Annotated in this window: 21 protein-coding genes; 4 read left to right on the top strand and 17 right to left on the bottom strand. The window is 36.2% G+C overall.

Going from position 1 to position 17,827, the window contains the following annotated elements; all coding sequences use genetic code 11:
* The 3 genes from D1003_RS05825 to D1003_RS05835 form a co-directional block, all read right to left on the bottom strand.
* The coding region (locus D1003_RS05825) for a phage tail protein (RefSeq protein ID WP_260393338.1) at nt 1-2,997 on the bottom strand (2,997 nt) is incomplete at its 3' end.
* Nucleotides 2,985-3,974: a galactose-binding protein gene (locus tag D1003_RS05830; RefSeq protein ID WP_153936098.1), complete on the bottom strand. Its 990-nt coding sequence runs from the start codon at nt 3,972-3,974 to the stop codon at nt 2,985-2,987. The genes D1003_RS05825 and D1003_RS05830, both read right to left, overlap by 13 nt.
* Nucleotides 3,971-4,402 (bottom strand): hypothetical protein, encoded by a 432-nt coding sequence (locus D1003_RS05835; RefSeq protein ID WP_153936099.1) that lies wholly within the window; start codon nt 4,400-4,402, stop codon nt 3,971-3,973. Before D1003_RS05835 ends, D1003_RS05830 begins: the two co-directional genes overlap by 4 nt.
* 56 nt (nt 4,403-4,458) lie before the next feature.
* On the opposite strand from D1003_RS05835, the gene D1003_RS05840 reads away from it, so the two are divergent.
* Both D1003_RS05840 and D1003_RS05845 read left to right on the top strand, forming a co-directional pair.
* On the top strand, nt 4,459-4,752 hold the full coding sequence (locus D1003_RS05840; protein WP_014938300.1) for a type II toxin-antitoxin system HigB family toxin: 294 nt from the start codon (nt 4,459-4,461) through the stop codon (nt 4,750-4,752).
* Nucleotides 4,749-5,111 carry a helix-turn-helix domain-containing protein gene (locus D1003_RS05845; RefSeq protein ID WP_004917838.1) on the top strand — a complete coding sequence of 121 codons (363 nt, stop codon included), beginning with the start codon at nt 4,749-4,751 and terminating at the stop codon, nt 5,109-5,111. Before D1003_RS05840 ends, D1003_RS05845 begins: the two co-directional genes overlap by 4 nt.
* A gap of 2 nt (nt 5,112-5,113) precedes the next feature.
* Here D1003_RS05845 and D1003_RS05850 read toward each other — a convergent pair whose 3' ends face one another.
* From D1003_RS05850 to D1003_RS05900, 11 genes are all read right to left on the bottom strand, one after another.
* Nucleotides 5,114-9,400 carry a tape measure protein gene (locus D1003_RS05850; protein ID WP_409347764.1) on the bottom strand — a complete coding sequence of 1,429 codons (4,287 nt, stop codon included), beginning with the start codon at nt 9,398-9,400 and terminating at the stop codon, nt 5,114-5,116.
* 135 nt (nt 9,401-9,535) lie between these two features.
* Nucleotides 9,536-9,700 carry a hypothetical protein gene (locus D1003_RS05855; protein WP_153936100.1) on the bottom strand — a complete coding sequence of 55 codons (165 nt, stop codon included), beginning with the start codon at nt 9,698-9,700 and terminating at the stop codon, nt 9,536-9,538.
* Nucleotides 9,693-10,148: a hypothetical protein gene (locus D1003_RS05860; protein WP_153936101.1), complete on the bottom strand. Its 456-nt coding sequence runs from the start codon at nt 10,146-10,148 to the stop codon at nt 9,693-9,695. Before D1003_RS05860 ends, D1003_RS05855 begins: the two co-directional genes overlap by 8 nt.
* Nucleotides 10,149-10,221: 73 nt before the next feature.
* Complete coding sequence (locus D1003_RS05865; RefSeq protein WP_153936102.1) at nt 10,222-10,722, bottom strand: hypothetical protein; 501 nt, start codon at nt 10,720-10,722, stop codon at nt 10,222-10,224.
* An 11-nt stretch (nt 10,723-10,733) separates the two neighbouring features.
* Nucleotides 10,734-11,135, bottom strand: a complete 402-nt coding sequence (locus D1003_RS05870; RefSeq protein WP_153936103.1) for a hypothetical protein — start codon at nt 11,133-11,135, stop codon at nt 10,734-10,736.
* Entirely contained in the window at nt 11,132-11,614 is a 483-nt protein-coding gene (locus D1003_RS05875) for a hypothetical protein (RefSeq protein ID WP_079206554.1), read from the bottom strand. The genes D1003_RS05870 and D1003_RS05875 overlap by 4 nt, the downstream gene beginning before the upstream one ends.
* A complete protein-coding gene (locus D1003_RS05880; RefSeq protein WP_153936104.1) occupies nt 11,605-11,895 on the bottom strand; it encodes a hypothetical protein in 291 nt (96 codons plus the stop codon). Before D1003_RS05880 ends, D1003_RS05875 begins: the two co-directional genes overlap by 10 nt.
* 26 nt (nt 11,896-11,921) lie before the next feature.
* A complete protein-coding gene (locus D1003_RS05885; RefSeq protein ID WP_153936105.1) occupies nt 11,922-12,254 on the bottom strand; it encodes a DUF6706 family protein in 333 nt (110 codons plus the stop codon).
* Nucleotides 12,255-12,261: 7 nt separating this feature from the next.
* A complete protein-coding gene (locus tag D1003_RS05890; RefSeq protein WP_153936106.1) occupies nt 12,262-13,362 on the bottom strand; it encodes a major capsid protein in 1,101 nt (366 codons plus the stop codon).
* Between the two features lie 21 nt (nt 13,363-13,383).
* A complete protein-coding gene (locus tag D1003_RS05895) occupies nt 13,384-13,740 on the bottom strand; it encodes a hypothetical protein (RefSeq protein WP_153936107.1) in 357 nt (118 codons plus the stop codon).
* Nucleotides 13,741-13,749: 9 nt separating this feature from the next.
* Entirely contained in the window at nt 13,750-14,358 is a 609-nt protein-coding gene (locus D1003_RS05900) for a hypothetical protein (protein WP_153936108.1), read from the bottom strand.
* A gap of 172 nt (nt 14,359-14,530) precedes the next feature.
* Here D1003_RS05900 and D1003_RS05905 point away from each other — a divergent pair, with 172 nt between their 5' ends.
* Together D1003_RS05905 and D1003_RS05910 are read left to right on the top strand one after the other, a co-directional pair.
* A complete protein-coding gene (locus tag D1003_RS05905) occupies nt 14,531-14,905 on the top strand; it encodes a hypothetical protein (protein ID WP_079206566.1) in 375 nt (124 codons plus the stop codon).
* Nucleotides 14,906-14,933: 28 nt separating this feature from the next.
* The gene (locus D1003_RS05910; protein WP_079206568.1) at nt 14,934-15,161 is read left to right on the top strand and encodes a hypothetical protein; all 228 of its coding nucleotides are present in this window, start codon (nt 14,934-14,936) and stop codon (nt 15,159-15,161) included.
* A 143-nt stretch (nt 15,162-15,304) separates the two neighbouring features.
* Here the strand turns inward: D1003_RS05910 and D1003_RS05915 are convergent, their stop codons facing one another.
* From D1003_RS05915 to D1003_RS11080, 3 genes are read right to left on the bottom strand one after another with little or no spacing between them, the layout of a single operon-like run.
* The gene (locus D1003_RS05915) at nt 15,305-17,041 is read right to left on the bottom strand and encodes a hypothetical protein (protein ID WP_153936109.1); all 1,737 of its coding nucleotides are present in this window, start codon (nt 17,039-17,041) and stop codon (nt 15,305-15,307) included.
* Nucleotides 17,034-17,630: a hypothetical protein gene (locus D1003_RS05920; protein ID WP_221410919.1), complete on the bottom strand. Its 597-nt coding sequence runs from the start codon at nt 17,628-17,630 to the stop codon at nt 17,034-17,036. Before D1003_RS05920 ends, D1003_RS05915 begins: the two co-directional genes overlap by 8 nt.
* Nucleotides 17,614-17,826, bottom strand: a complete 213-nt coding sequence (locus D1003_RS11080; protein WP_221410920.1) for a hypothetical protein — start codon at nt 17,824-17,826, stop codon at nt 17,614-17,616. Before D1003_RS11080 ends, D1003_RS05920 begins: the two co-directional genes overlap by 17 nt.
* Between the last annotated feature and the right edge of the window lies 1 nt (nt 17,827).

Raw genomic sequence — 17,827 nt, forward strand, 5'->3', positions numbered from 1 at the left:
AGTGTATGTTTTTGAAATACGCCCTTTAAAACTTTCTCCCAAGTTCAAGTATTTCCAACATCTCAAATACATTCTACTTCCGTCTTGAAATAAAAACGATGGTTCAAAACCTATTCTAACTCCAGAAGTTATATCCGAAACTTCTATATCTATTGAAATAGTGATTGTCTGCCCTTGTATTTTAGAAAAATCGTCTTCAAACTCATAGCTAAAATTATAATCTGAATGGGTAATCGTTTTCTTAGAATCTAATACTAAATTCCGACCCCCGATAATGATACTATTGATGGCATTATTTAATTCTGCCGAAGTCGCTCCTCCGCCATTACTCACTATTGCCGAAGCGTTTAATAGCTCTGTTTTGATATAGCCACCCTGTACTATGGTATCGCCCAACATCGCTTTTTCTACCGAGTTCTGCCACGCCATTGTGCCAAGATTATCTATTTGATTAACTTTTGACTTTACCGCTATTATTTCCTGCTCCACATCTTCTGGTGCAGGTGTCCAGTCGGTAGCTTTATTACCCTTTTCTAATTTTATACCTCCTTTAAAATCAATCTTGTAATAATCTGCCGAATAAATCCAAACCTTTTGACCTTGAGAGGATTTGGCTATAAAAGTAGATTTATACTCTTGGTATTCGTTTGAAGTTACAGTAACACGAGTATTTAAAACTTCATCTCTCCAATCGTGGGGAGGTTGCACAGATACCCAACCTGTTGCTCCGACTCTTTTCGCAATAAACGATAGTGTGTATTCTTTCCCTATAACCAACGGTTCTGTGATTTCGAGTTCAGTGAATCCATCGACTACCCCTTTTATATTTGAGTTTCTAATCAAGTTTCTACCTCCTACACTCACCACATCTACCGCTTGTTGTATAGCACTCCCAACTTCCACATAACCATTACCGCTTTTAAACTTAATCGTTCCTGCTATTTCCCCACTATCCAAATCAAAATAGGTTTGTCCGTTGAGCGATTTAATTCTCCCTGCCGTTATTTGCCCTCCGTGCATAAATACATTGCCGTACATTGCTTCTGCTTCTCGCTTACCGTCTTTTGGTGTGTAGAGTAAGTAACACAAGAAATAATAATAATCTGACCGACTATCAAACCTTATCTGCTCGGTGGTGATATGCCACATCGCATTACTACTTCCTCTTGAACATTTTGCATAAACGTAATAAACCTGATTCAATAAATCATTACGGCTGTATGGCAATATGTTCCATTCTCTAATATCGTCTTCTAAGGAAAAATGAACCAATTTCCCACCACTAATAAATGTTCTTGCAGGATTGCCCTCTATGTTAGGATTCAGACTTATATTTTCTAATGCAAATTGTTGGCTTCTTGCTCCCGTTGAAAGCATATAAGCTTCAATACTTTGATGTCTAATTTTGGTTGGGTCAAAATTGCCGTCTGCATCAAAAACATTTTCTTCAAACTCCTTTTGATTACGGTAGCCGCTCAAATAGTTTCGTCGGTTAATTTGTTCCTGCGTTTTTATAACCGTTTTAGTGTCTTTAATATCGGTAAGCAGACTTGCTACAAAGCTGATTTCGTAAGTGTCCGCAATGCCTATTTTGTAATTATATTCATCTAATAAGTCCCTCGTAATATCTACTATGCGTGTCGTTTTATCTATTTTAAGCGGTTCATCTATCACACGGATATAATCCCCAATTTTAAAGAAAATAGACGTATTAGCCCCTATCTGTTGCAGATACAGAGGGTCTAACTCTAAATTATATTTAAGGTTGTTTACCGATTGTTTTTCGTATTCCTTTTGTCCCTCTTCAAGGAGTTTGTTTTCGGCATTTGTAATGTACTGTTCGGGCATTGCAATATCTAACAATGTGAACTCATCGCCGACAGCAAATGAAAACACAGAACCTGCTTCTGGAAACTTTTGTCCTCTTTCGTCTGTAAATTGCTTTACTCTAAAAGTCTTAGTAGCGTGGTTGTATCCTCCGTTTTTAAGCAACTCAAATTCATATCCTGCCAAATTTCCTTTGTTTATATGGAGCTTCGCGGGAGTATCGTTTAATAAATACTTTGTTCCGTTGCTGTCAGTTTCGTTCAGGTCAAAGTCCATATTAGAAACCTCTATCTCTTGCGAGCCGTTTTCCAAATTGGTAACGCCTGATACTATCCCCTTAAAAGTAGGTTTGATGTCGTCAAAATTTTTAACGCCCTCTTTTAAGCCGAACAATTTTACCTTAGCATCGTCCTGAATATAATCCTTTCCGTGAGAAATAGGCAACCGCAAACGCTGTGAATAATCCCGGTATCCACTTTTGATATTATTCGTTGAACCGAAAACATAAAGCCGAGTAACCACATTATCATTCGCATTTTCTCTACTTAAAGAATAAAGCCCATTTCCTTTTCCATATTCAAAGGTTTGGTTTAAAGTTTCGCCTATCTTCTTAATGTTGAGCGTGTAAGATTTTCTCTCTAAATCTTGCTTGATTTCAAACTCGGTATCGTATTCCTGACATATTTTTTGTAAAACCGCTAAACAGTTTTCATTATTAAAAGTCAGCGTTTTAGTTTCCGTGTTTTGTGGATATTCACCCAAAACCCAAGTAAAATCTGAAATGGAATTGATATTTGTGATTAGCGTCGTAAGGAAAATGTTTATTTCTCCCGTTAAAGGAAAATCCGCCGTATTTTGGAAACCTTGAGCGTCCAAGTTGAAATACACCTTATCTCTCAATAGATACTGTACGCCCTCAAAAACTAAATCATAGGTATAATACCCCTGCTCCTTTTTTACCTTTGGTGCAGAGTTGAGTGTATATCTTCGGTTCTCATATTCTATATAGTTGCCCACTTGCAAAGCAAGAGGAGTTTTACTTTCTACAGTAATATTTATTACATCTTCTGATAGCAAAGACTGTCTATGCTCAGCTTTGGTAACTGAACGCAAAGGCTTTCTATTGTTAAGGTTAAGGGTCTTATTCCCTTGTACTACTATAAACTCCATAATTCTTCTGCATTGGTTTGTAGGTTAGTAATTTCATCTGTATTCCCTGATATTGTGATGTAATGAGTGTCTTCTGGTGCAGGTGTGTAGTCAGTTGCTTTATTCCCTTTTTCTAATTTAACCTTCCTAACATCAGTTACATCATAGATATGAGGATATATTTCTTTTCCTTGATAGTCGTTCTTAATGAATGTGAATACTTTTGAAACTCTAAACCACTCGTTTGGACTAGGATTGATAGGTATATTTACTTTGATTGAGTTGTTTAAAAACAAACCACCATCATTCTGTCCCTTAATGTCAAAGGAAATAACATATTCCTGCCCCTCAATCAACGGAGTTGAAGTGCTTGCTTCCACTGCATAACCATTATATATTCGAGGTGTCAGCATTAAATTCCGACCATAAAAACCATAGCCACTTAGCTCTCTACTTGGAACCGTCTTATTGATTGTTATATTCCCCTTTCTTGTTTCGTTTATTCCGTCTATGTTTATATCCACCCAAGATTGAGCATTAAAGGATAATTGCAAATCGCTACCGACAAGTTTAAATACCCTTTTGATAGGGTTAGGGTCTTTCATTTTCAAAGTGAATACCCCCACCATTTTACCCTCTTTGAAGGATTTTTCAAGTTCTACTCCGTCAGAAAGGTAAACATCAAATACTAAAGCGTTTCCTAAGTATTCTATAACCAAACGAGCTAGCCCCTCTTTGTCAAATTCTGACAAAAGGGTATCAAAATTGGTTTTCATTTGCGACCAAGTTTCACCCTCAACCCAGCCTTTCAATTCAATTTCTCGCTCGTCGTATTTCGGTTTGGCTAAATCCACCGCCTTGCCGTGATACTCCGCCCAGTCGTAAGACCGTCTAGATTTTAGCTTGGGTTTGTCCAAAAGCCCTTTGGATTCTGAAATGAATACTCCAAAATCTTTAAAATATTTACCGTTCAAAGTATATAGCACCTCCTTTGTCATCTTCTAAATATTTTCACTTTAGCGTGGTCTTGTTCTTCTACAACAACCTCCGCATTATCCAACATCGTTACAAATATGATAGTGTTATCTTTTGCTGTGATTTTCGCCTTAGAGTTCCCCCTCAAAATGAGAGAAGAAACACTAAACTCGCTATAATTCAACTCAACATTAGAATAGCCGAAAAACGCCATTTTGGGCATTGTTTCAACTTTTCCCAAAGCATCTAAGAATAATCCGTATTGCTCTGTTTCTCCTCTGAAATAATGGAGCATTTTCTCGCTTGGAAAATTGTTTTTTAATGTCCAATCATCACCCTTGAAAAACATTCTACATAATGTCTCCAAAGTAGGAGAGGATAGCATTTCATTATACCATTCTTCGCATAGCCCTTGCTTTTTAGCTTGTTGTATGATGTCTTGTAGTTTCATATTTCGTTTTTTTAAATAAAATTTCATTTTATGAAATAATTTCGTACATTTGTCTTATGGTTATTATTTCAAAAGCCCCACTAAAGAGGTATCTAAATGACCGACCTGACCATAGCATAGAGGTTTGGCGTTGGTATCTCATTGTAAAAGATGCTGATTGGTCTAATTTCGCAGAAATGAAGCAGTCTTTTAATAGTGTAGACAGTGTAGGCAATGGTCTATTTGTCTTTAATATAAAGGGCAACCATTGTCGTATTGTTGCTAGGGTTATTTTTGGAGCAAGAACCGTATTTGTAAAATTTGTGGGTACACACGCTGAATATGACAAACTAAACTTTAAAAAGTTATGAAAATAAACACTAAAAAAGACTATCAACGCTACTTGCAAGAGGTAGACGAATTGATGAAAAAAGGAGAGGAACTTCTGACTTCTACAGAACTTAACCGTATTAGTGTTTTGTCTTCTGCTTTGGAGGAGTACGAAGATGCTTTTTATCCCATTGCACAACCTAAAACTCTTCCCGAAATGGTAGAGCTTAGATTGTTTGAGAAAAAGATGTCTCAAACCGATTTTGCAAAAGTTTCTGGAATAAGCCTTTCCAAAGTGAACCAAATTATAAAGGGAAATCGTAAGGTAGATATTCCTTTTGCTAAAGCGGTTTACCAAGTATTGGATATTCCTGCTGATTTTGTACTGTCTCATTCTTAATATCATAATCCTAGTCCTCTAGTGTCGTTAGATTTTATTTTAGAGTTCATTTCCGAAAGGTCTTTTCTCATTTGATAAAGGTTTCGGGTGTTTTCCTCTATTTTCGTTAAGTTCATTAGCGAAGACTTCGCAATGTCTAACCCAAAGCCTTGATTTTTCTGTATTTCTGCAACGTGAATACGGATTGCATTAAATTGCCCTGCGAGTATCCCTGCGGTTTCCTCACTCATTCCTTTAATACCTCCTTTCAAACTATCGGCGTTTTCTTCTGCTGCACCAAATAAATCTTGGTACTGTTTCAAAGCTTCCATATAGTTATTCATTGCTACTTTACCTTGATTTTTTATCTCCTCTCTTTCTTCTGGAGTTAAACCATCAAAACTGCCATTGGGGTTTATATTTTTGCTATCCTCATATTGTTTTTTGAGTTTTTCAATTTGAGCCTTAAGAGCCATTGCTTTAACAGCAGAAATAGTTTTTTGAACAATATTTCCGTTTTTAATTTCATTTTGGATTTCTTCTAATCTGCTTTCCTTCTTTTTGATTTCTGCTTCTATTGATGCATCGCCACCTCCAAACCCCATTTTTTTAACTAAGTTATCTATCATCTCTTGCATTGGCCCTTCTAGTAGCTTCTGCTTTAAGGCTGCTTTGGCTGCATTCCTCATTACATCATCAACCGTCTTTTCATAAGCCTTTGCACCGTCTTCCCCTCGTTGCCACGCTTCAAACAACGCATCTCCCATTTTGTCGGCTAATGACTTAGCATCAGTTTGGGCGATGTCGTTCTTCATTTTGTCAATGATGTCGGTAATTTGGCGGTCTATTTCGTTCGCTTGGTTACGATACTCCGCTATTTTACCTGAATCTGACTTCTTTTTACCAGCTTCTTCATTCGCCATTCTTTGCAACATCTGTTGTTGCTGACGAAGATTAGCTATGATTTTACCTTGTTCCTTATAAACATTCTCGCCTAGCGTTTTACTAATTTGATGTTCTAAAGCTCGGTATTGTTCTTTTACCTCCTCCAATGCTTGCGCCCATCTCTTAATGTTGCGTTCTCTCTTCTTGTCGCCATTTAAAGCCTTTATGATAGAACCTATTAGCTTAACTCCTGCCGTTATCATTCCAGCGATGTTTCCAGACGAAATACTTTTTGCTAAATCAAAAGCCGCATTACCGACCGCTGTAATATCCTCGATAGCATCTTTTGTAGCATCGTCCATTCCGCCAAAAGCATCTGCTAATTCTGTTACTCCTTGTATGGTAGCGTTGAATATATCCTGTCCTTTTTGCAACTGTGCATTAAGCAGTTGCTTAGCCTTTATTGCCTCTTGCTCGGCATCGGTCATCTTCCTGTGAGCCTCTTGGGCTTGGGGACTATTTTTACCAAACTTTTCAACGGTGGCATTATATTCATCTTGGGCGTTTTTTGCATTTTTATTGGCTTCTACATAACCTTTAACTCCAGATATAATACCTGTAAATGGATTATTACCCGCTCTTGCTCTTAGTTTATTCAGAGTGTCGTTAAGCTCCCTTAACTCCGTAGGCTCTAGGTTATGCTCTTTGGCTCTTTTAAAGTCTTCAAAGTTCTTGATAACCCTTTCAATGGTACTTTGACTCATATACTCCAAATCAGAGAAAGCCAACGCCCAATTGCCAGATTCTTTAAAAGCATCCATATCTAGCTTGGATTGCTCTTTCTTATAATGCTTGTTTATCTTTTTCTGCTCTTCTTCACTTGCATTTTTGTATCTTTCTGTGTCTTTGAGGTCTGCATATTCTTTTTGCAGCTCAAGGCTTTTTTCTTCGTATGTTTTTTGTTGCTCCAAAAGGTCTCTGTAAAACTTGTCGTAGTCCTTTTGGGCTTCCTTTAAAGCCGAAGCATAGGCTTTATTTTTCTCTAAATTTTCTTCCTCTGTTTCGCCTGTTTGTAACCTTTTAGCCTTTTTCAGTTCGTCTATAAGCTCCGCTCCTTTATATCTTTCTTTAAGCTCTGAAATTCTATCATTAACTCTCTGTATAAAGGTTTCTTCACCCTTAGCGTTTTTCAATTCATTTTCAATGAAGATTAAATCTTTAGTAGTTTGTTCTGTCGCTTTTTGAGCTTCTATTAGCCCTAGATAAGCCTTTCTTTTTTCTTCTAAGACTTGGACATAAGATTTGTCCTTTAAGTCAGGAAATAGATTATTTACCGTATCCTCATTGATGAGTTCGGGTCTATTCATTCCTAGTTGTAGATACTTATCCCTAAGATTGATTCTTCTTTTGAGTTCTGCTAGTTCTTCTTCTGTGGATTTTATTCTGAACTCTTCCTCAATTTTAGCTTTAGCTTCATTAAGGGCTTTGAGTTCCTCTAATGCTTTATCCTTAGAAACTACCTGACCTGTTTCATACTCTTTTCCATACTTGTCTTTTGCTCTTACCTTAACTTGATAATTTCCGTTTTTGTCTTTAGTGGCTCTTTCTAAGGCATTATTCCAAAGGGAAATACGCTCTTCTAAACCCTTTATTGAGTTCTTAGAATAAATCTCAGCTAAGGCTTTTTGGTGTGCTTTGGCTTTTTTCTTGGTTTCGTTTGCCGTATTGGATAAACTCGTTTGTTGTTTTTTAGCTTCTTCTTCCTCTCTTTTTTGCCTATCAGCATTGTATTTGGCAGAAATTCTTTCTTGTTCTTCCGCCATATCTGCAAATACTTGAGTTTGTTTTTCTGTTTCTTTTTGATACTCCTTTAGGCGTTTATTTACATCAACGAATTGACTAGCCAAAGCCTTTTTATTATCCTCTCCTCTGAATGTTACAATGTTACTTTTTCCAAACTCATCTCTGCCATAGTTTACAGTTTCATCTTTCCAACCTTCTTTTTTACCCTTTCTGTATTTTTTTAGAATTTCTTCTTTCTTGTTAATGAGTTCAGCTTCCCCTTCTAATCTCTCTTTTTCTATTTCTTCTATTTTAGAACGAATAGCTCTTGCTTTGGCAGATGCTATGATAGCCTCACGAAGAGAATTGTATGCATTAGCAGCTTTACCTGCCATAATGATTTCAGCAGATAAGTTTCCAAAATAAGAAGGATATTCATTTTGAAGTCTTTTTGTGGCAACTAATCTTTCCTCCCTTGATTTTTTATCATCTGTGGCAACTTTATATAATTTCCCAAGTGTAGAAATTTCTTCAGTACCCTTTTGGTCTATCTCGGATAAAGTCTTGCTTAACTCTTTATTTATCTCATCGTATTCATTAGTTATGCCGATTAGTTTTTTTATTTCATCTCCATAGGTTACATAAGTAGTAGCTAAAAGACCTATTAGAGCTATAATAGCACCTATTGGGTTAGCTGATGTAGTAAGATTAAACAAGGCTTGTGCATCTTTTGCCGTTCTGATTGATTTGGCTAACGATAGCCAATTTGATATAGCCTGTTGGGCAATTTGTGCTTTTTGTAATACAGAGGTTACAATTAACGCCGCACGATATGAGCCATAAGTCGCCACTAAAATGGTTAAAACATCTATAACATCTTCGTAATGCTCTACCAAATAGGTTGCTCCTTCAATACCGCTATTCAAAAGTCCCTCACTACCTTCCCCAATCTTATTGAGCATTTGGTCAAAAGCATTACCTAAGTTTGAAATCTTACCAGACAAGGTTTTGGATTGTTCCTCCATTAAATTAAAGAACAACCCACCTTCATTGGTAAGACTAAATAAAACCTCTTTAACATCATTAAACCCAATCCGTCCCTCTGATACCATTGTTGAGATTTCTGCCGTAGTTTTTCCAAACTTTTTAGCTAATTCTCCAACCATAGGAATACCAGCTTCGGTAAACTGACGCAAATCATCTCCCATTAGTTTACCTTTAGCCATTACCTGTCCATATACTAAATTGATACGAGACATAGGAACACCTAGACCCGCTGCGATATTCCCCATTCTCGTAAGGGTGTCCACAACCTCATTGGCAGGAACTTGAAATGCTAACAACTGTTTTGCTCCTGCGGATACCTCTTGTAAAGAAAACGGCGTTTTGGCGGCTAAATCCACCATTTGCCCCATTAACTGATTAGCCTTTTCCTTGCTTTTGAGCATTGTAGCAAAGGCAATTTCTGTCTTTTGGAACTCGCCCCTAACATTGATAAGTTCACGAGTAAAGCCCATTAACGCTTGTCCAGAAAAATAACCCGCAATACCAATAGATAGATTTTTAAACGCTGAATCCATTTTAGAGGTTTCTTGCACAGCAAGTCCTGACGCTCTACGAATATCATTTCGTATGCGTTCCATTCCTCTCTCAAAATCTTTGGTCGTGAGTAGTGCCTCAAAATGTAAAGCTCCCTGATTCATCGTTTAATTTTACTATTCAAATGTTTAATATGTTCGGCAAAGTCTTTTGCTGTTTGTTCGGTTAATGTTTGGTTTTTAGTTTTGTTTGGTTTCTCTTTTACCTGCCTTGGCATATCTGCCAATATTCGCAGGATTATCCCCCACGGAACCTCCCACATCAACTCTTGATAGGAAAATCCTACCTCCTTCATTATCATTCCTATATTTCCATATAGGGTTTGGAGACCTTTTGTTACCCATCTATCAGCGTCTCCGTCGTCAAGGACTTCTTCGGTGCTGTTATCGTCATCGTCCCGATCAATCTGATAGAGGATATAAAATTTGACAAATCATACATTTGTATAATTGCCAGGCAAATACCCATTGCGTCTTTGGGTTTCAAACTCCATTTGAGCTCCTCTGCTAAAACCTCTGTTTTCTCTTCAATATCTTTTTTGTTTCCCAACACGCATACTGCTATAAATTTCATTAGAGGGTCAATATTAGCCTCAAGCTCTCTAAGTAATGAGTTGTTATCTTCGCTAAGCAGGTTGAGCTTCAAGTCTACCGCATATTTGTTTGCGTGTAGAATGGTCCCATAGGTTACTGGCTTTATATGATGTTCTTTTTCTCCAGCATTAAACACAAAGCCTTGTTCAACTAAAAGCTCCGCTTCTTTTCTCTCTTGTAAAACTTGTTCTTTCTTCATTTTCTTAAAGAAAAAAGCCACCACATAAGCATATTAGAGGTGGCTTTTGTTTATTGAGTTTTCAATGGTTAGTTTATTTCTCCATAAATGTAATAGCATCTACTCCTGCTTTTGTAGGAAGTTGCACAGATACTGATACTTGCATAGTCATAACATTATCAGTTCCTATTTGACCTCCCAGAGGCTTAGCCGTTACTTTTCCATTAGGAATTTGAATGTTGTACCCCTCTTTGGTTTCAACCAAAAAAGAGCGTTCAATGGTAGGTTTGTTTACTGGAGGAGAATAAGTCTTTTTAGAGTTTACGGTCTTCACTGTACCTCCTAAATAATACGCTTGCGTTTCCAATGACGGATTAGCCACCTCAAATTTAAAAGTGGTTTCTGAATCATTTTTTGAAATCGGTAAGCGTTTACCTTTTTCTTCTGTTTCTATCCACTGAATAGTTTCGTCAGTAGTTTCTAAGGTAGCGGTACCTTTTAGAGTTTCATCGTGTTCAGATAATGCGGTTCCCATTCCGCCATCTGCTGCTTTTTCTCCAGAAAGGAGTCTGTTTATTCCAAATGTCCAAGCCATTTTTATTATTTTTATTGGTTAATAGTTCTTGTTTTTAGTCTTATGACTGACACCCATTCTTGGGCGTTTTGCACTTTATAATTTCGTTGATATTCTATATCAATGTAGGTTTTCTTTTCGGCTATGTAATAATCCTTAAACAAAGGCATTAGCAACTTTGTAGCCTCGTTTAGAAGTTTTAAATCTGGGAGATGACTTCGTCCGTCAAAAAGGTCTTTCGCATAGATATTGACTAACACAACCGACTCTTGAAGTATGGTATTTGGCACGGATAAAGCCCCAATAACCACATCGTTTTTGTCGCTATCAAAAGGTCTTTCCCCCAAATAAACATCGCCGTTAATTAGACTTTTAATGTTACTATTAGATACACTTTTATAGACAATACTTGCCAAATCTAACGATGTAATCATAACCCTTCTTTTTTTCTCATAGAGGCTACTATCCCCTCTACAACTTTATTTATTTCATTTTTAGCCAATGTTTCGGCTGGTTTCAAAACATCTAAATGATGAACATCTTCCACATAACTCGCATAATTCATTCCCGCCACTACAATCAAAGCATAGCCTTCTGTAAATTCTTCTGCTAATTTCTTAGCAAGAGCTTCTCCCACTTCTTCGCCTTTTGGGTCGGTAGATTTAAACTTACTTCCTCTCTTCTCTACTCCAAAGAAACTATCTGTAATTTTCCCGTTGATAACGACCACATAGCCTATGGAATTTCTAAGATTAGCGGTCTGGTCTTCGTAAGTGTTTAGCGTTCTCGCAAGAACCACACATTTCATTCCCAGATAGTTCAAATTCTTGCGAATAAGATTTTCCAACTGCCTTTTCTTCTGTTGCAGATAATCTTCTAAACTCGCCATATTGAATTTGGCTTCTATACCCATAATCTACAATGTAATTGAGTGGTTGAAAAGCGTAAAACAAACCCTACAAGCCTTGTTTTACCTTTATCTAACACCTTTATTTTTGCATTAGTTGAAATTTCAGGTGTTCCCACTGGCATAACTACTTTAGATGCATATTTTGATACTTCCCCAGATTCCGTAGCGACAATATTTCCTGCCCTTGCGGGTATATCTCTACATTTTGAATGAAATACCCACTGTTCCGTTGAGGGAATAGGGAAACCATTTTCATCTCTACCACCAGAGGTTACTTGCATCATATATAAGTCGTAAGGGTATTGTTCCATCACGCCAAAAAACTCATATCTCTAACTTCGTTTTTTCCACTCTCCAAAAGATTTGGAACACCTAACCGCTTACACTCCATAGCATACCAATTCATAATAGCACTTCTATCGTACTTTATAGAATAATCATCTTCCGATACATCGGGTTTTATCAGCAGGGTAAGGATTATTTCTAAAAAGTTTTTATCCAAGTTTTTAGAATCGTCTGGCGAAACTAAAGCCTCTCCATCCATCTCGTTTGAAAGGATAAAAACATCTAAACTTTCATCAGGAATAGTAATTCCCAATATTTTCATCTTCGCTAAGAAATAACCCTTTACCGTTACTGACATCCTAAAATTATAAAAGTGTTGCTACATCTTTCTCCGTAGTCAATAAGTGAATACTATTGATAGATTCAATTACTGGCCACGCATTACATTCCGCTTTTGTAAACTCTCTAAATGGTTCGTTTTGCTTCCATTTAGATACTAATACACGCCCTGCATTTGCATATTTAATGTTTTCCACAGGGTTCATTTCTTCAACCGCCAAAGCATTTTTAATTACCCCTAGTTTACCGTCTGGGATAAATGAAAGATTTTTAGATTCAAAAGGACTTGTGATGGTTGGAGCTCCATTTTTCTCTATTGACACTTTTTTGTCTACGATTTCAAATACTGGTAGTTCTGATTCTTCCATATATTTGTTCAATCTATTAAAAGTAAGAGGAGCGGTTTCTGCTGATGAAGCTGCTTTCGTCAAACCATAAAACGCCGCAAGAGTGTCCTTTACCTCTTTAGATTTTATCATTTCATTCATCTTGTTTTTACTAATTAGAATTTTAGCAAAATCACAATTTGCCTTATTCACCACACTTTGAATGTCCTGAATAGGTGTTGCATTAGATGCATCACTCCAAGAGGTGCTCACTGTTGTTTTATTTTCATCAGGCATTAACAAGTCAATATCGGGAACAATAATACCGTCTGGGTTGTTGTCCACATTGATATCTATTTTTCCTGTTGATATGGCTTGAAGCGCCAAAAAGTCAATTCTATTATGGATAGAATCCACTACTTTTTTTACATCGTCCCAAATCAATTTTAGGGCTTGCATCTTTTTTTGTTGGTCCTTTACACCTGGCATATTCAACAACGACATATAATGTCGGTATTGATTTTCATTTAGCGGTATCATTCGCTTAATAGCAGGAATTTCTCCTGTTAGTTTAGCCAAAGCCTCACGAGTAGCTAAAGGAGTTTCTGAATCCCTTGCTACAACTGTAGCTACCGCATTGATTACCGCACTTCCTAAAACAGAAGTATAATCTAGAGAAATTTGAGGCGTATCCCACTCAAAATATTTCGTATACCAAGGTTGATTGAACTTTTCTAATCTCGTGTCTATGAGGATTTGCATATTCTCTGCATATCCCCCAAATACTGATAATTCTGCCATTTTTTCTTACTTCTTTTTAGGTTAATATGATTGGGAGAATATGATATTTCCCTCTAACTTTTCTTTGATTTGCGGAGTAATACCCGTTACTCTGCTTTCATAAACAGTCCCTCTAATCACAACAGAAAGCGGTGCTTTATCTCCAATAACAATATCGTCGTAAAGCAAACCTTTTGCATCTGTACCGTCCGTTTTTGCCTTTTTGGCAATTCGGGTTTTCTCGTCAAACGCTATCGGCGTTCCTGCTGACAGGATTTCGCCCTCCTTAAGCCCTGTTTTATCTAAAGCAAAACCACCTTTTGCTGTTTCCAAAACTTTTGCCCATACAGGAATACTTCTGTTTTCCGATACTTTTTTAGGCTCTAAATATTTTCCCATAATTGTTCGTTAAAATTGTTTGTTAAACTCTTCAATATCATTTTTGATAGCAGTATTTTCCACACCATTACCACTTGAAGACATTGGAGAAAATCCATTTCCTGCACTATTAGAGACCCTTTCCTTTACGATTTCCTCATAAATTTCTGTTTGCTTTGTTACAAAAGCATTTAGTGATTCTTCGTTTTCAAAGTTTCTCTCAAACATAGCAGCCTCAATTTCTTTGTCTGTCATTTTTAGCTCCTTCAATCTTGCAACAGCTTTCTCGTTTAACGACTTTACCACTTGCCCTTTCTCAATATTGTCAAGTCTTTCTGAAATCTGTTTTAGATATTCGCCTATTGTTGGTTCAGCTTCTTTGTCTGCCCCAGACTTCTTATCAGGCACTTGTTCTTTCTTCACTTTTTCTACCGCAGAGTTTACTCTTGTGTCTATTTCAGACTGTAACACCTTTGCCAGCGATTCATAACTTTTACATTGTTCGATGATTTCTTCTGCTGTGGAGTTTTCTGTATAAGAACCCTCAATCAGTTTAGTAATTTCGCCCAATGTGCTTTCAGAAAGCCCAAACTTTGTGAAATGCTTTTTAATGATTTGTAAAAATTCTGCTTTTGTCATTGAAAATGATATTTTGATAGTCAAAAATATGATTTGTATCCAATAGATACAAAAATATAAATCTGATTTATAGTTATTTATGAATTTATATATTGAACTATTTAACATTTAAGGTTGAAATAACAAATATATTAACTATTTTTGCATATAAATAACTCGTAAAAGAAAAGCAATGAGTAAAGCGGAAAAGCTAATTAAAAACATTAGTCAGCGAATATCTGACTTAAAGAGTAAAGAATCAGAGTTAAAAGCCAAACTTTTATCTAATTTTTATGGTTATTTTGATGTTTATTCAGAAGACCTTTTAAAAACACAGGTCTTAATTGGTGAGTATGAAAGGACTTTAAACTATATATCTGTTGCGGATAGTTCTATCATAGAAAAATATTTACTTGAAAGAAGACAAGTTATTTTAAATTCGTTAATGGAGGACAAACTATCAGGCATATCCTCTAATCAATATTATAATCTAAAGTACATCAGTACAATAGAAGTAAACAGAAAAATAGCTTACGAATTATACAACTGGCTATCTATTTTGAAATAGTTTTGTAAATAGTTCTTACCTTTGCGGTATGAATGAAACAAAGATATACCATATCAGCTTTTTTGAATCTGTAAACGGTAAGAAAGATTATTATTTCGGTAGTATATCTGCTATATTTAGCTGTTTTACTACAGAACAAGTTGGAGTTGCAGCATCTACATTATACAACCTTAAGTTGAATATTGGAGATGAGCACAGAACCAAATTTTGCCTTATCAAAAAAGAAAGGTTGATAAGAAAAAGTAAAGAGAATTAGAAATTTCGTATATTTGCATTGACGGGGAGGTGGACATAAAGGCAGTAATGCCCTGAAAATCTCGGTCAGAATCCGATTAAGTTCGTGAAAATATACCACTACGGTTAGTATATTTATTAAGAGGGGCTATTTCATAGAACCTCTTATTTTTTTTGTTCCCATTGTTTTATAAAATTCTTTTTTGAAATTTTACTTCCTAAATGTCGTCGAGTTAAAGAAATTAAACGACTACCTTTAAACATAATTATCTCTTTCACATTATCATTATTTTCAAAGAACCACTTAATATTTCCATATATCTCATTTGTATCTTTTGTTCCTACAATATCCAATATCGCTCTATCGGACTGTGTACTTGCTTCTATCAACCTCTGTTTTATGGTGCTTTTCCCATTGATAGTTTTACCTTCAAGATAATAATATTTGTTACCTTTAACTCCTATGAAATCTGCACTTTTAACCCCAGATACATTGGGAAGTAAATATACATCGTACCCATTTTGGAGCAATTTTTTAGCAATGGTTATATTCTTAGGCATTTCGTGAGCCTTCAAAAGTTCATCAAATTGCTTGATATTGAACCCATAAATTTTATTATCAGCATTTGATAAGTGCCTAACGACTTCAAACTCTTTCATTTGAGTAATGGCTTTCAATATGGATACCTTTTCGGCATTTACTTCAAGTTTATTGTAATAATTGACGGCTTGGCTAATTCCTTTAAGACCCATTGTAGCCAATCCACCTGTAACATCTGAAAAGATAATGTTTGTACTAACTTTCTTTACAGCCAACTGATTGTGCTTGCCTATTTTGTCTCTTAGCAAATTATACTCTCCAAACAAATACCCTCTATTCTGTTGCATCCAATAAGGCTGAACCCTCACAGTATCTATCTTATGCTTATTATCTTTTACCCATTTTTGTAGTGGCTCGTGTAATTTAGTAATCTCATTGGCACTCCTCAATGGTTCTTTGCCTTCTAATATTCTTTCGTTGTCTGCCTGTATTTCTGCAAATGACTTAAGTATCGGTATAGTAGTACAACGGCATTGCGGATGCCAACCCCAAAACTTAAAATGCTTCGGATATTTCCCCGCCATACTTGCACAGAATGGACAATGATTAGGATTATTTGATAGCCTAATCTCAATGCCAATCACAAAATCAAACTCTTGATATTTTAGATAGTTAGCTTCGTGGTATGCCATATTATTCTCTGTCCTCGTCAAACGCATTGCGTTTTTATAACTTGAACGGTACACGCCTTGTCCAGGGTGGTATTCTTTGGCTCTTTGAGAAAGCACCAATTGTCCGTGCTTATCCCTTACTTTTCTGTATAAGCGGTCTGGTTCTTTTAAGTAACTTCTTAAATCCCTTGATAATTCCGATGCCGATTTACCTTCCCCCAAACCAATATCTAATCCTAACTCAATTTCGTTTTTGAATTGATTGGTATAGTTCCAAATTCTATCGGAAAGGCGTAAACCGTCCGTTTTTCTATTTTGAAAGGCTAAAAGAGCTTCCATATTAGGACGGTTGTATTTGTTTATTAGTGTTTTATTTAGATTGGTTCTTTTAGCTATTTCATCTACTAATTGCTTTTGTTTTCTCTCTGCTAATAACCATTCTTTAGAAGAATTATTTTGTATTGTGACCTCAATGTTTTTAGCAAACTTTTCAAAAAGTTGGTCTATTTGCTTTTGTAGTGCGGGATAATCTTTCAAATGAAAGGGCTTCGTCTTATCCACTTTATTCAACGATGAAAGCCTTGACACTTTTTGTATCAAGGCATAGTATATTTTGGCAATTTCTTTTACATATTGCTCCACACGATTAAAGTGCAGCCTGTCAAATAAGTCATCGTGCAGTTTACTCATTTCTATTTATGCAATCTCTAGCGCCTTTAAAATATTTGGTTCCCTCTAAAACAATATTTCTATCAATTAAATACAATTCCTGCCACGCGGTAGCTTCATCTTTTGCAAATTGCCTCGCTGGCCATACACCCGTACCAACAACCCAACCATTGGGAGTGTCATAAATTGGAGGGATATTCCTGTTTTTGAAATAATGTATTGCAGCTAAAATATGCTCGTGTTTCCATTGATAAAGTGGAGAAAATCGTGTAATCCCCTCTTGATTAGTATAAATATTGGTTCCTCTACCTACATAATTTCCATCTTGTAATCTTCTCCCTAGAATAATAATATCCAAATCATTTTCCTTGAAATATTCTTTTTGCCCTCGGTGTTGGATTTTCCTAAACCATTTCGCTGCATTAGTAGAATTAGGGAAAAGCATTTCTGGATTTTCTGCCACATAGTTCAAACCAATGTTGGCATCAAAAACAGTAAGCCCTTTGGGCTTGTTTTTACTTACCCACCCCGTAAATGCTGGATATTCAATAGGAGAAGACACAGCTAAAATACAGTTCTCAATTCCCGCTAATTCACAAACGATTTGCAAAGCGATAGAATCTTTGCCTCCAGACCAAGAATAAGCCGTTTTTTTTACCTTTCGTCTTATTCTGAATATCTAACACCGTTTCGTCTATCAAAGCTGTAATTTCAGCCTTAGAAACATAATCTTCTATGTTATTCCAAACTTTTACGAAATCTTCGTTTTTAGAATTTTGCTTTTTCCCTAATACTAACTTTGCCACA

The organism is Riemerella anatipestifer (genome assembly GCF_009663465.1).
Lineage (GTDB): Bacteria > Bacteroidota > Bacteroidia > Flavobacteriales > Weeksellaceae > Riemerella > Riemerella anatipestifer_C.